This window comes from Streptomyces sp. NPDC031365 (assembly GCF_055569765.1).
The window spans coordinates 270,663-285,012 of sequence record NZ_JBVIIM010000006.1; the positions used below are offsets into that span (position 1 = coordinate 270,663).

The 14,350-nt window shown below is 72.3% G+C and carries 13 protein-coding genes; all 13 read left to right on the plus strand.

The features are described from left to right. Nucleotides 1–347: 347 nt before the first annotated feature. On the plus strand, nt 348–470 hold the full coding sequence (locus ACZ5C2_RS12950; RefSeq protein WP_468789510.1) for a hypothetical protein: 123 nt from the start codon (nt 348–350) through the stop codon (nt 468–470). 289 nt (nt 471–759) lie between these two features. Further along, complete coding sequence (locus tag ACZ5C2_RS12955; protein ID WP_468789512.1) at nt 760–1,392, plus strand: hypothetical protein; 633 nt, start codon at nt 760–762, stop codon at nt 1,390–1,392. A 106-nt stretch (nt 1,393–1,498) separates the two neighbouring features. Beyond that, nucleotides 1,499–4,822: a CHAT domain-containing protein gene (locus tag ACZ5C2_RS12960; RefSeq protein WP_468789514.1), complete on the plus strand. Its 3,324-nt coding sequence runs from the start codon at nt 1,499–1,501 to the stop codon at nt 4,820–4,822. Further along, on the plus strand, nt 4,819–5,511 hold the full coding sequence (locus tag ACZ5C2_RS12965; protein ID WP_468789516.1) for a hypothetical protein: 693 nt from the start codon (nt 4,819–4,821) through the stop codon (nt 5,509–5,511). Before ACZ5C2_RS12960 ends, ACZ5C2_RS12965 begins: the two co-directional genes overlap by 4 nt. After that, the gene (locus ACZ5C2_RS12970; protein ID WP_468789518.1) at nt 5,511–6,188 is read left to right on the plus strand and encodes an RES family NAD+ phosphorylase; all 678 of its coding nucleotides are present in this window, start codon (nt 5,511–5,513) and stop codon (nt 6,186–6,188) included. The genes ACZ5C2_RS12965 and ACZ5C2_RS12970 overlap by 1 nt, the downstream gene beginning before the upstream one ends. A gap of 59 nt (nt 6,189–6,247) precedes the next feature. Further along, nucleotides 6,248–7,345, plus strand: coding sequence for a macro domain-containing protein (locus ACZ5C2_RS12975; protein WP_468789520.1), 1,098 nt, complete (start codon nt 6,248–6,250; stop codon nt 7,343–7,345). A 140-nt stretch (nt 7,346–7,485) separates the two neighbouring features. Beyond that, complete coding sequence (locus ACZ5C2_RS12980; protein WP_468789522.1) at nt 7,486–7,698, plus strand: hypothetical protein; 213 nt, start codon at nt 7,486–7,488, stop codon at nt 7,696–7,698. Continuing rightward, a complete protein-coding gene (locus ACZ5C2_RS12985; RefSeq protein WP_468789524.1) occupies nt 7,695–8,465 on the plus strand; it encodes a vWA domain-containing protein in 771 nt (256 codons plus the stop codon). Before ACZ5C2_RS12980 ends, ACZ5C2_RS12985 begins: the two co-directional genes overlap by 4 nt. Further along, a complete protein-coding gene (locus tag ACZ5C2_RS12990; RefSeq protein ID WP_468789526.1) occupies nt 8,462–9,232 on the plus strand; it encodes a protein phosphatase 2C domain-containing protein in 771 nt (256 codons plus the stop codon). Before ACZ5C2_RS12985 ends, ACZ5C2_RS12990 begins: the two co-directional genes overlap by 4 nt. Before the next feature lie 2 nt (nt 9,233–9,234). Continuing rightward, nucleotides 9,235–10,287 (plus strand): protein kinase domain-containing protein, encoded by a 1,053-nt coding sequence (locus ACZ5C2_RS12995; RefSeq protein ID WP_468789528.1) that lies wholly within the window; start codon nt 9,235–9,237, stop codon nt 10,285–10,287. Then, nucleotides 10,284–10,928, plus strand: a complete 645-nt coding sequence (locus ACZ5C2_RS13000; RefSeq protein ID WP_468789530.1) for a 4Fe-4S single cluster domain-containing protein — start codon at nt 10,284–10,286, stop codon at nt 10,926–10,928. Before ACZ5C2_RS12995 ends, ACZ5C2_RS13000 begins: the two co-directional genes overlap by 4 nt. Next, nucleotides 10,925–12,355, plus strand: coding sequence for a hypothetical protein (locus ACZ5C2_RS13005; RefSeq protein WP_468789532.1), 1,431 nt, complete (start codon nt 10,925–10,927; stop codon nt 12,353–12,355). The genes ACZ5C2_RS13000 and ACZ5C2_RS13005 overlap by 4 nt, the downstream gene beginning before the upstream one ends. After that, a complete protein-coding gene (locus ACZ5C2_RS13010) occupies nt 12,352–14,349 on the plus strand; it encodes an AAA family ATPase (RefSeq protein WP_468789534.1) in 1,998 nt (665 codons plus the stop codon). Before ACZ5C2_RS13005 ends, ACZ5C2_RS13010 begins: the two co-directional genes overlap by 4 nt. Nucleotide 14,350 lies beyond the last annotated feature (1 nt).

The following is a 14,350-nucleotide window of genomic DNA, read 5'->3' on the forward strand; positions in this document are numbered from 1 at the left end:
CAGATGGGCACCGCCGCGTACGGACTGTGGGCCTCAGACAACTCCGGTGATCTTGAAGGCAGCCCAAAACAGCGTGTTTCCCTCGGCCTGTTGATCGAGGTGGAGTCTCCAGTCCGAAACCATCGCGTCGATGGCTGATTCGGCAGCGCACACCGGTCCTGCCTCAGAGGGCACGCGCCACCTGACGACTTCCACGCTGTCGTGAAGCCCTTCGATCACGCGGGCTTCGCACAGTGGCCCGCCGATCGGCTCGAGGCCGGGGAGGTGCCCACCTCCGTGTGCCACCACCAACACCTCGACCACGGCTGCCTGCCGCTGGGATCTCTCGATGGCGGACCTGGTCCGGGATGACCTCATACGACCTGGGCAAGCCGCGCCAGCGCATGGGCCTGTACCGTGCCGTCCTGCACGAGGGCCTGCACGACAACCTGCCCCGTTACCCCAACCAGGACCTGCTCCTCCAGCTGTGACCGGTGCTGCGCACCCTCCTCGGTCGCACCGTACGCGCCGTGTGGGAAGACGCCTTCCCCCAGTTCACCTCCCGCACCCGGGCAGCCGCGCGACGGACATGCAATGTGTATGTGCTCCCGCAGCGCACAGTCGGGGCTTTCGCATGTCCGCTGACTTCGGGCACGCCTCACGACATGTGCCACTCGGGCGGGGCTCGGGCGAAGGTCGGGCGGTCCGCGGTCGTGGGGTTCCTCAGAGGGGTACGGCACCGGTTCGCTGGAGGTGTACGGCGATGCGGAGGTGAGGGCGATGGACGTCAACGGCACAGGTGCGTTGATCGTGGCGGTCGTCGGGGTGATCGGGACGCTGTCGTCGGCCCTGCTCACCCAGCGGGCGGCCGAGCGCAGCCGGATCCGGGAGCAGGAGCGAGCCGAGCAGGCGCGGGCGCGTGCCGAGGAAGCCGGGGAGCGGCGCGCTTGTTACATCACTCTCAACGCCGCTTCCCGGCAGTATCTGGCCGCCCTCACCGACCAGTTGCACGCCCTGATCCGGGCGGAGGACCCGCGCGCGGCCCGGCAGCGCCTCACCGAAGCCAGAGATCTGCATCGGGACGTGTACGCCGAGGCCCAGATGCTGCTGCCCGACCCCGTGCTCGCCCTGGCCGGTGAGGTCACTCATTCGCTCGGCACCCTCTACGGTCGGCTCCGGCGCCTGGACGACGGCACGCCCCGCCCGAACGACTCCCTCGACGCCGCCAGGGGCGAGATCGACGCGCTGTGGGACCAGCTGCGGGAGCTGCGGCGCGGGATGCGGGCGGATCTGGGGACCCCGGGAGCATCGTCCCGGCCGAGCCTGTCCGCCCCCGGCGCACTCCACGCTCGTACCGGCGCACACCACTCCCTCACGGGTCCGGGCACATCCCGGGCGAGTTCCGGGTGTTGATCGGGCGTCGGCCGGAAAGATCTGCGATCGGGCGTCACCATGCCCGACGCATCGTCATCATGGAGACCTGTAAGGGGTTTTGATGCTCGGGACGCGAGGAGTGCCGGTGAACGAGGAAGAAGGGGAGAGCGGAGGCGTTCAGGCTGTGCGGGCCTGGGCCGGTGAGGCGATGGGGCGGGCGAAGGCATTGCTGCCGAAGCCGGACACGGGTGGCCGGCTCTCTCGCGCTCATCAGGAGTCGGTCGCGGAACTCGACGAGCTCCAACGTCTGTTGGACCATGACCCGCAGCTGCGCAGCTCGGTGACCCTGTGGCTCGGGGGCGTCCTCACCTTACGTCATGCCGCCGGGGGTGGGACGCCCGAGGACCGGGAGCGGGCGCACGGACTGCTGCGGGACGTACGGGACCCGGCGACGAAGATCGGAGCCGCAGCCTCCACCGAGGACCGGCGGTGGGCCGCGCTGTTCCTGCTGACGCACATGATTCCGCTGCAGGAGATGCTGGGCGGGCTCTCGCCGGAGCCGGACGCCACCGCCTTCTTCGACATGATCATGAGGGAGGGGCCGAGCGGGATGGCCTCCTTCACGGCCGAGGTGCGGGAGTTGGTGGCCGAAGCAGCCGAGCTCCCGTTGCCGCCGGAGACGCTGAGGAAGCTGCGACAGACACGCGACTTCTTCGCCCAGCCGTCCGCCGACGGGATCGCCGACCTGTTCACGACCTTCCTGCCCGACCACGGTTTTCCGGGCAGCGATCAGATGCGGCAGATGATGACGGACCTGATGACGCGCATGCCCAAGGGCGCGGCACCGTCCGCCACCCCTCCCGCCGGTGCCGGTACCGGCGAGACCGGTGCCGGTACCGATGCCCGGACCACGCCCCGGAGCCCCGAAGACTTCCGCCGGCTCATCGCCGCGTGGCAAGCCGTCAACACCACGTCCGTGGACTTCGTGAACCATGTCGGCGGTGGTGACCCCGCCGCCCTCGATCAACAGCTCAAGCGGTTGATCGAAGGGCTGGACGGGCTGCCGGAGGGCATGGCGGACAAGGGCGCCCTCACAGGGATGATGGCCCTGCTGCTCAACTTGAGCGACGGCGCCGGCGGCACCCTTCAGGACCAGGCGGCCGGTCGCGCGCACACCCAGGCACTCACGGACTACATGCGGCGCACGTCGCAGCGTTCGATCCCCATGGCCGAGGGCTTTGCGGTCATGGCGGACGCGATGAGCCTCATGACCGACCTCCGTGCCGCCGATCAGGACCAGGACGTGGAGCGGATCCGCGACCTCCTCTCCAAGGCCGAGGGTCTGGTCGCCGCCACACCCGAGAACCACGACTTCCGCTTCATGGCTCTCGTCGCCCGCGCCATGGCCCGCCTCGCGCTCGGGCGGTTCACCATAGACAAGGAGCTGGCCCTGAGCGGCCTCACGGACTTCGAGGACGGCAGGACGGCCGCCGCGAACAGCAGTCTCCCGTTCGGGGTGGAAGAGCTCGACGCGATGATTCCCGACCTCGCGGCCATGCGCTCCTACCTCACCGGCGACCCGACGGCCGTCCCCGAACGGGTCGTACCACCAGCGGACGCCCCCGCCGACCAGTTGCACTCCGCCGCGAACCGTCTCGGCACCCGTTACAGCCTCACCAAGGACCCGGAGGACCTCGACGCCGCCATCACCACGCTGGAACGGCTCCGCGAGCACATCCGGCAGGGCAGGGCCCCGCGCGTCGCCGCCGAGGCCCTGTGGACGCTCGCCGAGTCCTACCGCGCCCGCTGGCACCGGGCGCGGAACACCGACGCCGCAACCGACGCCGACGCCGCGACCGACGCGGCGAACGAATCCCTGGCCACGCTCGCCGCCGACGTCCTCCTCCAGCACGGCGCCGAACACCGTCTGACGACCGCCCGCCACGGCGCCTCCCTCGGTGTGCGGGCCGCTCTGTGGGCGGCCGCGCACGGGCGGGTGGACGACGCGGTCGTCGCCCTGGAGCTGGGCAGGGCACTGGTGCTGCAGGCGGCCGCCACCTCCCGGGCCGTACCGGACCTGCTGGAGGAGCGCGGCTGCCACGACCTCGCCGCCGCCTGGCGGGAGTCCGGCGCCGCCGACAGCGCCGAGCTGCCCACCGAGCTGCCCAGTACGCTGCGCCGGCAGGCTCTGGAGGCACTCGGTTACCGGGAGCGGGGAGGGCTGCTCGGCACCCCCACCCTGCGCGAACTGGCGGACGGTGTGGGCGAGGCCGGTGCCGACGCACTGATCTATCTGGTCCCCGGCAGCGACGGCGAGGCCCCCGGCATGGTGCTGGCCGTGGGGCCCGAGATCGGCATCGGTGTGGGCTCGCTCCCCCCGCTCTCCCTGGCGGCCGGCGCCCCGCTGGAGCGGTACCTGGACGCGGACGCCGCCCGCTCCGCGGAACACCTCGACGAGCAGGCGCGACGGGACGCCCAGCGGGCCTGGGAAGCGGCACTGTCCGACCTGTGCGACTGGGCGTACGAGGTGTTCGTCCATGTCCTCGCCGCGCTGGAGAAGCACCTCCCGGGCGACGCGTCCGACCACCGTACCCCTCGGGTCGTCCTGGTCCCCTGCGGCCGCCTCGGGATCGTCCCCTGGCACGCGGCCCGTTTCCCCGAGGACTCCCCGTACGACTACCTGTGCCAGGCCCTGGTGATCAGTTACGCGGCCTCCGGCAGCCAGTTCCTGCGCACGGTGAAGCGCGCACCGCGCGATCCGGTCTCGGCCCCGGCCCTGGTGGCCGACCCGAGCCTCGATCTGGCCTACGCCGAGCCGGAGGTCCTGGAGTTGCGCAACGCCTTCTATCCGGGTGCACGGCTGTACGGCGACTTCGGCACCCTCCCGCCCGATTCGGTGCCTGAGGGGACCCCCGACCAGCTGCTGGCCCTGCTCGCCCAGGAGCACTCGATGGTCCATCTGGCCACGCACGGCAGAGCGGGAGTACGGCCCACGGAGTCCGCCCTGCACCTCGCCGCCACCGACGCCGACGAGAAGGGCCGGCTCACCGTGACCCGGCTCCTCGACCGGCCGGGGCCCGCCGAACAGGAGCGGCCGGACGGTCCGCTGATCGTGCTGAGCGGCTGCGAGACCGATCTGAGCACCCGTGATCACGACGAGGCCCTGACTCTCACCACGGCGTTCGTCTCGGGCGGCGCACGTGATGTCGTGGGATCCCGGTGGATCGTCCAGGACAGCGCGTCGATCCTGCTGATGGTGGTCTTCCACCACCATCTGCGGGCCGGACGCAGCCCCGTCGACGCCCTGCGGGCCGCGCAGCTGTGGATGCTCGACCCGGACCGGAAGGATCCCGGCTGTCTGAGCGAGACACCACGGTCGGACATCGGCCGCCCCGATCTCCAACGGCCCTCCCTCTGGGCCGCGTTCATCCACCAGGGCCACCCCGGCCAGGGAGAGGAGACCGTATGACCCAGGGTGAGGACGGCGGGGCGAACGTGCTCGGCCTCGTCGACGAACACCTCGACAGCATCCGCGCCCGGCTGACAGACGCCCAGTACGAGCTGCTGCTCACCCGCCTGCGAGGGCTCGCCGACACTCCGCCGGACGATCCCAAGGCCCTGCGCCGGGCCTTTCAGGCCGTACGGGTCTGTCTGATGCCGCTGCCGTTCGACCATCCGGCCCGGGAGGCAGTGGACTCCTTCCGGCTCACCGCCACGGTGCCCGTCGGACGGCCGGTCGTGCTGCGGACGCAGCGTCTGCTGGCCCGGCTCGCGGCCGACCCGCCGCGCTCCCCGGACACCGCGGCCATCATCGCCGCCGCCGAGCGCAGGCTGCTCCAGGCGCCCGCCCTCTCCGCCACAGAGGTCCGCGCCCGCTGCAGCGGTGCGGCGCCACCACCGGAGCTGATCCGTCTCGCCGACCCCGGCCTCGGCGACCGCTACCCGGAGTTCCAGTTCGAGCCCGGGGGCGGAGCACCCTACGAGGTCGTCCTGGAGGTCAACCGCGTGCTGCTCGCCGACGCGGACCCGTGGGGAGCAGCCGACTGGTGGCTGAGCACCAATCCATGGCTGGGCGACGGGCCGCCCGCGGCATTACTCGGCGTCCGGCCGGACCGCGAGCTGGTGGGCGCAGCCGTCGCGTTGGTGGAGGGGGACTGATGCTCGACGAAACCGTGTCGCCCTCCGTGTACCGCTTCCAGCCGCACTGGGAGGTGCTGCCCACCGGTACGCAGCTGTGGCGCAGGCACTCGTCCCGGTTCGCGCCCGAGGAGTTCAAGCCGTTCGATCCGCGCGACCGCGCACCCGGCCGCTTCCACGGCACGGCGGAGGACCCGTACCCCTGTCTGTACGCGGCGACGGAACCGGAGACCGCTCTCGCCGAGACCCTGCTGCGCTCGGTCGACTTCGACCCGGTGACCAGTGTGCGGCTGATCCCCTGGGCGTGGGCGCGGGGCAAGTCCCTGAGCGTGTTGCGGACCCGGTGCGAGCTGAAACTGGTCTCGCTGCGCACAGGAGCGGCCCTCGCCGCCGTCTGCCAGGACAACCGCCTGCTGGAGAACGAAGGGCCGGAACACTACGCGGGCACGCAACGCTGGGTGCGGGAGATCCGGGCCCAGGCCCCCGAAGCCACGGGGATGGTCTGGGATTCGAAGCGCAACCCGTCGGGCCGGGCCGTGGTGCTCTTCGGAGACCGGCTCGCGCACCTCACGGACGGACCGCTCGAACCCCTGCCGTACCGCAGCATCCCGGACCTCGGATCACCGGACGGCGTCCAAGAGGCCAATCAGCTGCTGGAGCAGCTCCGTTCGGCGATCCGGGAGCCGCTTCACCGCTGAACCCGTCACCGCACACTTTCCGCTTGTCCCCCGTGACACGTGGTGTCATCGTTGTCGGCATGGCACCATCGCCTATTGATCCTGAGTCAATTCTCGTCGAGTTACAGGCTGTTCGCCGCGCCGGACTGCTGAGGCTACGAGGTCGCGAGCTGCCCTCCCTGGAGGCGGCCGCGGTCTCCTCGGCGACCTCTCGTACCCGCGAGGGCGCCGTGGAGGCGCTGCTTCGCCGTGCGGTCGGCCGGCTCGACCCGGGCACGCTGCGGACCGCCGCCGAGTACACGCTGGGACTGGCCCAGGGCACGCGGGACTGGCCGGCGTCCTCCCGCCGGGCCCGCGCGGCCGAGGTGTACCGGGTGAGCGAGGAGCGTTTCCGCAAGCACCACGAGGTGATGGTGCTGGGGCAAGTAGCTGAACACATAGTGGAGTTGATGGAAGGCGACGAGCCGGACGAAACCGACTGGGGGACCGGCACCCACCGGCGCCTGGAGGTCCTGGCGGGCGACCGGTCCGTACGCCTCACGCTCCACATGCACCCCGTCGACCTACTGCGGGACGTGGATGTGGTGGTCTCCCCGGTGAACATCTACTTCGCGCTGCCCGAGCCGTACAAGTCCTCGGTCTCCGCCTCGCTGCGCCGGGCCGCCTCCGTGCGCGGAGTGACCGGCGACCTGCTGGACGACCCGGTCCATGCCGAGCTGCGCAAGTGGACGGAGCTGCACGGAACTTCAGGCCGCCCGGTGGTCCCGGGGACGGTGGCGGCGACCGGTTCGGGGGCCCTGGCCGAGCAGGGAGTACGACGGATCTACCACGCGGCCGTGGCCGTGCCCCGGGCCGGCACCAACGACTACGACGTGCTGCCCGCCGATGTCACTCGCGCCACCTCGCGCGCGATCGCGCTGCTGGCCGAGGAGCACGACCGGCACACGCCACCGCTGCGCTCGGTGTGCTTCCCGCTGCTCGGCTCGGGACGCGGCGGGCTTCCGTCCCGGGTGAGCGCGGCCGCTGTGTGGAGCGCCGTCGAGGCGGAGCTGGCCCGCGGGGCCCGCTGGGACGTGCACTTCGTCGTACGTGCTCCGGAGGCGGCCCGTGTGGTGGAGCGAATCCTGTCCGGGACCCGCCCGGGGCACGACCGATCGGCGCCCAGCCGTTCCGTTTGACTGGAGGAGCGGGCCGCTCAGGTGGACGCCCGGGGGAGAGCGTTCCCTGGGCGGCCCGTGCCCCGGCCCGTAGTTTCGGCGGTGCATCAATTCTCGTAAGGAACAGTCATGTTGGTGCCGATTTCACATACCGTGGTCGCATGACCAGGGGGATGGTTGAGTGGGCGCACGGCTGCGCGGGGCGCACGGTGACCTGGCCCGCTCCGGATGCGTATGTACTCGTCGACGGCGTCCTGTTGCGCATGCGTCCCGAGCCGCCCGGACTGCCGCCGGGCACGGACGTCACGGTGCGCCTCGATCCCGGAGGACAGCGGCTGGCGGCCCACGCCGGCTCGGAAGCGGGGGCCGGATGAGCCTCCACGGCATCGGGTTCGGGGCCGGGTACGGGGAGCGGCAGCCCGTCGTCCTCCTGCTCGACACCTCCGCGTCCATGGGGCGGCCCGAGGAGCACCCGCGGATCGACGAGCTGAACGACGCGTTGACCCGCTGGTTCGACGGGGTCCGGGCACAGGAGCGGCTGCGCACCCGGGTGGAGGTCTGCCTCATCACCTTCGACTCGGCGGTGCGTGTCCACGACCCGGCGCCGGGCCGCCTCGTCCCGGTCGAGGAGGCCGACGCCGGCCGGCTCTTCGTCCCGGTGCACGGCCTGCACCCGCCCACCCTGCGCGCCGGGGGCCTGACCCGGCTGACGGAAGCGGTGGAAACGGGCCTCGACCTGGCCCGCACCCGCTACCGCACCCTGCAGCGGCAGCGGGTACCGGTTCGACGCCCCTTCGTCTGGGTTCTGACCGACGGTGCGCCCAGCGACGCGCAGGGCTGCCCGCTGGACGCGACGGCCCTGGCGGGCACCGCGGAGCGGGTACGCCGGGGCGAGGAGAAGGGGGAGTGGGTGTTCCAGGTGATCGGGGTGCGCGGCGCCGACCTGCCGATGCTCCGGGTCCTGGCGCCGAAGGCCACGTCCCCCTTGGCGAACCTGGACTTCGGCCGGATCCTCGACCTGCTCTTCCAGAGCACGGACGACAGCAGCCCGGACCAGGACGCGGATCTCATCCACCGGCAGTTCCAGGACCGCGCCTCCCGGCTCGCGCGTATGGAAAGACTGGAGAGGGACCTCCGGTGATCATCGCGGGCTCCTCCGTCCAGGGCACCGCTCATCTCGCCTCGGGGCAGGGCTGCCAGGACGCGTTCAAGGCGGTCGACCTGGGCGACGCGGCGGTGCTGGCGGTGTCCGACGGCGCGGGCAGCCGTGACCGCAGCGCTCTGGGCGCTCACATAGCGGTCGACGCGGCGTGCCGCCTGCTCTCGCTGGACGTCCCGGACGCCGGGGCGGCGCCGGAGCAATGGACCCGGTGGACAGCGGGACGAGGGCAACAGGTGGTTGAGGCCTATCTACGGGCGGTGTCGGGGGTGTTGAGCGCGGACTCCGGTTCAGCAGGCCCGGACGCCCTTGCGGCCACCCTGACCGCGGCGGTCGTGGCCCCTCCCTGGGTCGCCTTCGTCTCGCTGGGCGACGGCTTCGGCACCCTGCTGACCCGCGACGACCGCAGCCATCTGGTCCTCCCGCCACCCGCCGCTGCGGCCCCCTTCCTCTCGTCACCCGGCGCGGCCCTGCGCATCCGCACGTTCACCGCCTGGGAACCGGAACTCGGCGGAGTGGTCCTGGCCACCGACGGCTGTGCCGCCCTCGCCCTCGACCACCCGTCCGTCCGCCGGCTTCCACCGGAGGCAGGCCCGCTGCCCGCCGAGTGCTTCTTCTCGAGCCTGGCGGCGACTCTCCGCGCGTCCCGGGGAGACGCCGAGCCTCTTCGCCGTCTGCTCTCCGGGCCGGAGGCCGGACGGACCGGTGACGACCTGACCCTCCTGTGCGCTCTCGTCGAAGAGGGGTGACCGTGGCACTGACCGTGGTGTCCGGGAACGGACGCACCTGGCGACTCACCGGGCAGATCGGCAGCGGCTCGGAAGGATTCGTGTACGGCGTCGACGACACGCGCCCGCTCGTCGCGAAGCTCGTCCCGGATCCGCCCGACCCCGAGGCGTTCCGGCGCCGTGTGGCCCGCCTGGTGCGCCAGCGTCGCGAACCGCGCACCGTCGAACTCCTCTCCGGCACACCGGTCCGGCTGGCCTGGCCGCTGGTGCCGGTCAGTACGGCCGACGGCGACGACCCGGAGCGCGTCGACGGTTACGTCATGACCGACATGCGGCACGCCTACCAGCCGTTCAGCCACCTCCTCACCCCGCACGCCCGCCGGACCTTCCTGCCCGGGGCGACCTGGGCGACCGCTCTGTGCACCGCCCTCTCCCTCGCCCGGCTGCTGGCCCAGGCGCACGCCGAGGGCTACGTGGTGGGCGACCTCAAGCCCGACAACCTCTGGGTCGACGGGACCGGCCGGGTCGGCATGGCCGATGTCGACTCCTGGCAGTTCACCGACGGCCACGACACCTTCCGCGGCCGGATGCGAACCCCCGGCTACACGGCCCCCGAACGGATCGGCGCCCCCGCCGGCACACCGCCGGACAGCGCGTCGGACGACTTCGCCCTGGCCGTCCTGGTCCATCAGCTGCTCATGGCCGGTCTGCACCCCTTCGCCGGCCACCCGGCGAAGGGCGGTGACTACATGTCGTACGACGACAACGTCATGCACGGCCGCTGTCGGCTCCTCGACCGTACTTCGGTACTGCTGCCCCGCTCCGTGCCGCCCGCCGATCTCCTGCCGAGACGGCTCACGGAGGCGTTCCGGGCGGCGTTCGCGCACACGGGGCGCCGTCCGACGGCGGCCGAGTGGGCCCGGTCGCTCGCGGCCGAGCTGGTCCCCGGCCGTCTGAAGGTGTGTGCGGTGAGCGCCCGTCATGTCCACACCGCGGAGCGGCCCTGGTGCCCGTGGTGCGACCAGGCCGAACAGGGCACCGACAGCTACCCCGGCGATCCGCAGGAGGAAGCATGACCACCCACCTCTCCGTCGCCCGCACGCTGGACCGCTGCACGGTCCTCGGCCCCGGCACCCGCGCGGTCGTCTGGGTCCAGGGCTGCCCGCTGCGCTGCCAGGGCTGCGTGGCCTCGGAAACCCTGCCCTTCGACGGCGGCACCAGCCGACCGGTCGCCGAACTCGCCGACTGGCTGTGCGGTCTGGACGGCATCGAGGGCGTGACCCTCTCCGGCGGTGAGCCCTTCAGCCAGGCCCAGGCCCTGGCCGAGCTGCTCGACGCGGTACGCGAGAGGCGCCCGGACCTCGGCACGATGGCGTACACCGGCTTCCGTCACGAGGCTTTGCGGCGCGGTGGCCCGGACCGGCTCGCCCTGCTCGCCCGGCTGGACCTGCTGGTCGACGGGCCGTACGTCACGGCACGGCACGGCAGCCTGCGCTGGCGCGGCTCGGACAACCAGCGGCTGATCCCGCTCACCGACCGCTACACGCGCGCTCTGGACGAGCCGGACACGACCGCGGGGATCGAACTGGCCCTCGACACGGATGGTTCGGTCTCCTGGGCCGGGGTGCCTCCTGCCCCCGGTTTTCGAGAGGCACTTGAGGATCAGCTCGCGGCGCGGGGGTTCGTGCTGCACACCGAAGCGCGGAGGGAACGATGAGCGGATCGCCGAAGTACAGCACTGTCCGCGTGGGCGCTCTGTACACCCAACGGGAGGCGGCGGAGCGCCTGCGCCGGGCGGAGCAGCGCCGCGCCAGAGAGCGGAAGCGGGCCGCCGAGCGGGCCCGGCTCGCCCAAGAGGCGGCCGCCCGCAGGGAACGCGCCCGCGCCGAGGCACAGCGGCGCCGGGACGAAGTCGCCCGTTCGGAAGCCGAGTCGGCGGCCCGGCGAGCCGCTGAGCGCGATGCCCTGCTGGCGCGTGCGCAGGCGGAGCAGAGCCGGGCCGACGAGCGCGGTCTCGACGAGGTGCGGGAGCTGATCGCCGAGGCCCAGCGATCCGGTGCCCGAGCCGAGACGGATTCCTTGGAAGAGCAGTTGGCCGGCCTGCGGGAGCGGGCGGCCCGCGGCGAGCAGCTCGGCGGCGCGGTGGAGGAACTCCGCGGCCGGGTCGTGAGCCTGCGCCCAGAGGCGACCGGGAACCGTACGGAGGACCGCGCCGCCGTTCTGGCCGGCCTGGAACGCCGCTTCTCGGCGATCGGAGCGGACGGCTCCGCCCTCGACCCGGACGGCCATCGGCGCTGCACCGACTTACTCGACCAGCTGCGCGCGGCCGCCTCCCCTGAACGCCAGGTCCGTTTCGAAGCGCTGCGAGGCACGGCCGAACAATCCTTCACCCAGCATGCGGCAGTGGTTGCCCAGGCTCGGGAAGCCGCCGAGCGGTCGGCCGTCGAGGAACGGCAGCGCGAGGCGGTCAGGGCGGCGGAACGCGAACGCATCGAGGCGGCGGAGGCGGCCCTGGAACTGGCCCTCGCGGAAGCCACGGAACGCCTCGACGCCGTACGCCCCGCAGCTCAAGGCATTGTGGACACCGCCGCCGACCTCGGCGACCCCGGCATCGCCGACGAGACCGGGGACGTCCTGCGCGCGGTCGTCGAGGCGCTCGCCGCGCGCTCGGCGGCCGAGGCCCTGGCGGCGGTCGCCGAGCTCGAAGGCCGGCTGCCCGACGCCGAGCGCCGGCTGGACGAGCTGGAACTGGCCTACCAGCGGCGCCGCGACCTGGTGGAGGCGCTCAGGGACGCCATGACCGATGAGGGCTTCGCCTTCGAGGGCGGGGAGAACCAGGGCGGCAGCTTCCGGTTGCACTTCACGCGGTCGACCGGAGCGACGTACGAGGCGACGGTCGCCACCGAGGACGACGGCACACCGGTCCTCGTCTACCACGTGGACGGCGAGCCGGACGTGACGCTGTATGCGCCGCAGGACGAGGCGGTGTGCGACACCACCGAGACGCTGCTGGAACGGGTGCACGAGACGCTGGGCGGCGACGACGGCTTCCTCCCGGGTGAGCTCACCTGGGAGGGCAAACCGCCGAACCGGCGGGCCAAGGCGCTGCCCCACGACACCTCCTGGAGGTGGACGACCCCGTGAACACGGTCGACTTCGCGAAGGACGGCAACGAGGACCGGGACAGAGGCGCGGACAAGGACCGGGACAAGGGCGGGACAGGGCCGGTCACCGCCGACGGCATGATGCCCCTGTGGGCGGTGTCGCTCGGCTGGGAGCTGCGGCGGGGACGGCAGGTGATCATCAGCGGGCAGATCCGGGACCGCTGGTGGTTCGAGGACACGCCCGCCGGCTTCCGTGCGGTGGTCGCCGGGCTGCTGGAGGTGCGCGGCGCCGACGTGGTGGGCTGGTGGGATCCGGTGGCCGGGCTCACCTTCCCGCTGCCGGGCCACGCGGAACGCTTCGCCGGGCTGGAGGCGAACCAGCCCCGTACGACCGCCAGGAACGGCGGCCGGGGCGCCCCTCAGGAGGACCGGCAGAACGCCGACCCGCGCACCCGGCGCGGCGTCGAACGCGAGCGGGACCGGTCGAGCCTGCTCTCCCCGCGCCCGGCCGGCGCCGCCCGGGCCTTCGACGACGTGGTCGCCACCGTGCACCGCATCGCCGCCTCGCCCGACACGTCCACGGCCTTCGTCTTCCAGGACGTCGACCACCATCTCCCGCCCGGTCAGCCGGAGTCGAACGCCGGCTATCTGCGGCTGCGCGCGGCGATGGCCGACGCGGTGACTCCCCGCTCCACTCCGGTGGGCCGCCGCCCGCACGCCCGCAACGCCGTGCTGTGCGCGGTGGGCGACGTCGGCCGGCTGCCCGGCTGGTTCCACCTGGAGGACCCCCGGATCGCCACCTTGCACATCGGCCCGCCGGACCCGGGTGAGCGCCGTCTGTGGCTGACCTGGCTGCGCAGCCACTTCAACGGTGCCGCGGACGCCACACGCCACGACATCGAGGCCCTGGTCGGCGCGACCGACGGCATGTCCGGCTGGGACATCGACGCCCTCGCCCGGACGTCGTGGCTGCGCGACGCTCCCCTGCAGAAACCGGACAAGCTCCTGGAGCTGCACCGGCTCAACGTGAGCGTCGACCCCTGGACCCAACTGGACCGGGAGACCGTCGCCCGTGCGTCCGACGTACTGGGCGCCCGGGTGGTCGGCCAGTCGAAGGCCGTCGACGCGGTGGCCGCCGCGCTCCAAGCCGCCTTCGTAGGCATCGACTTCGGCGGCTCCGGCACCGCCCGCCCCCGCGGCGCGTTCTTCTTCGTCGGCCCCACCGGCGTCGGCAAGACCGAACTCGCCAAGGCAGTAGCCGAGTTGATGTTCGGCGACCAGAGCGCCTACGCCCGCTTCGACATGAGCGAGTACCAGCAGGAACACGCGGCCGAGCGGCTTGCGGGTGCCCCTCCCGGCTACATCGGCCACGAGCAGGGCGGGGAACTGACCCGCCGCGTCCAGGAACGGCCGTTCAGCGTCCTTCTCTTCGACGAGATCGAGAAGGCGCACCCCCGGGTACTGGACAAGTTTCTGCAGATCCTCGAGGACGGTCGCCTCACCGACGGCCGCGGCCAGACCGCGTACTTCTCCCAGTGCCTGATCATCTTCACCTCCAACACGGGCGCGGAGGCCGTCCATGGGCTGCTGTCCGACGGGGACGAGGACCTGCCGTACTCCGCTCTGGAGGCCCACTTCACACGGGCCGTGGAAGACAAGTTCCGGACGATCGGCCGACCGGAGATCTACGGCCGGCTCAAGCCCGGCGTGGTCGTCTTCGACATGCTGCGCCGCGAGCACATCGTGAAGATCGCCGACCGGTTGCTGGGCCAGCTCGCCGAGTCCGTCCGCGAGCGCCACCAGGTCGGCCTCATACCCGACACCGACATGCTGCACCCCTGGATCACCGAGCGGATGAGCGACCCGGAGCATCAGGCGTACGGCGGCCGCCAGATCCGCAACGAGCTGGAGCGGCTGCGGGCGGCCGTCGTCGCCCACTTCCTGGCCCATCGACCCGCTCCGGGCAGCCGGATCCGGCTCGGCGTCGACGCCGTCGGCGCGGCGTGGGTCAGGACCGAGGAAGGGGACCACTGAA

What these genes read in the sequence shown, in the direction of transcription:
- ACZ5C2_RS12950 (WP_468789510.1), top strand. Translation starts at nt 348, where the DNA reads ATGACCTCATACGACCTGGGCAAGCCGCGCCAGCGCATGGGCCTGTAC.
- ACZ5C2_RS12980 (WP_468789522.1), top strand. Translation starts at nt 7,486, where the DNA reads ATGACCAGGGGGATGGTTGAGTGGGCGCACGGCTGCGCGGGGCGCACG.
- ACZ5C2_RS12965 (WP_468789516.1), top strand. Translation starts at nt 4,819, where the DNA reads ATGACCCAGGGTGAGGACGGCGGGGCGAACGTGCTCGGCCTCGTCGAC.
- ACZ5C2_RS12955 (WP_468789512.1), top strand. Translation starts at nt 760, where the DNA reads ATGGACGTCAACGGCACAGGTGCGTTGATCGTGGCGGTCGTCGGGGTG.
- ACZ5C2_RS12970 (WP_468789518.1), top strand. Translation starts at nt 5,511, where the DNA reads ATGCTCGACGAAACCGTGTCGCCCTCCGTGTACCGCTTCCAGCCGCAC.
- ACZ5C2_RS12975 (WP_468789520.1), top strand. Translation starts at nt 6,248, where the DNA reads ATGGCACCATCGCCTATTGATCCTGAGTCAATTCTCGTCGAGTTACAG.
- ACZ5C2_RS13000 (WP_468789530.1), top strand. Translation starts at nt 10,284, where the DNA reads ATGACCACCCACCTCTCCGTCGCCCGCACGCTGGACCGCTGCACGGTC.
- ACZ5C2_RS12985 (WP_468789524.1), top strand. Translation starts at nt 7,695, where the DNA reads ATGAGCCTCCACGGCATCGGGTTCGGGGCCGGGTACGGGGAGCGGCAG.
- ACZ5C2_RS13005 (WP_468789532.1), top strand. Translation starts at nt 10,925, where the DNA reads ATGAGCGGATCGCCGAAGTACAGCACTGTCCGCGTGGGCGCTCTGTAC.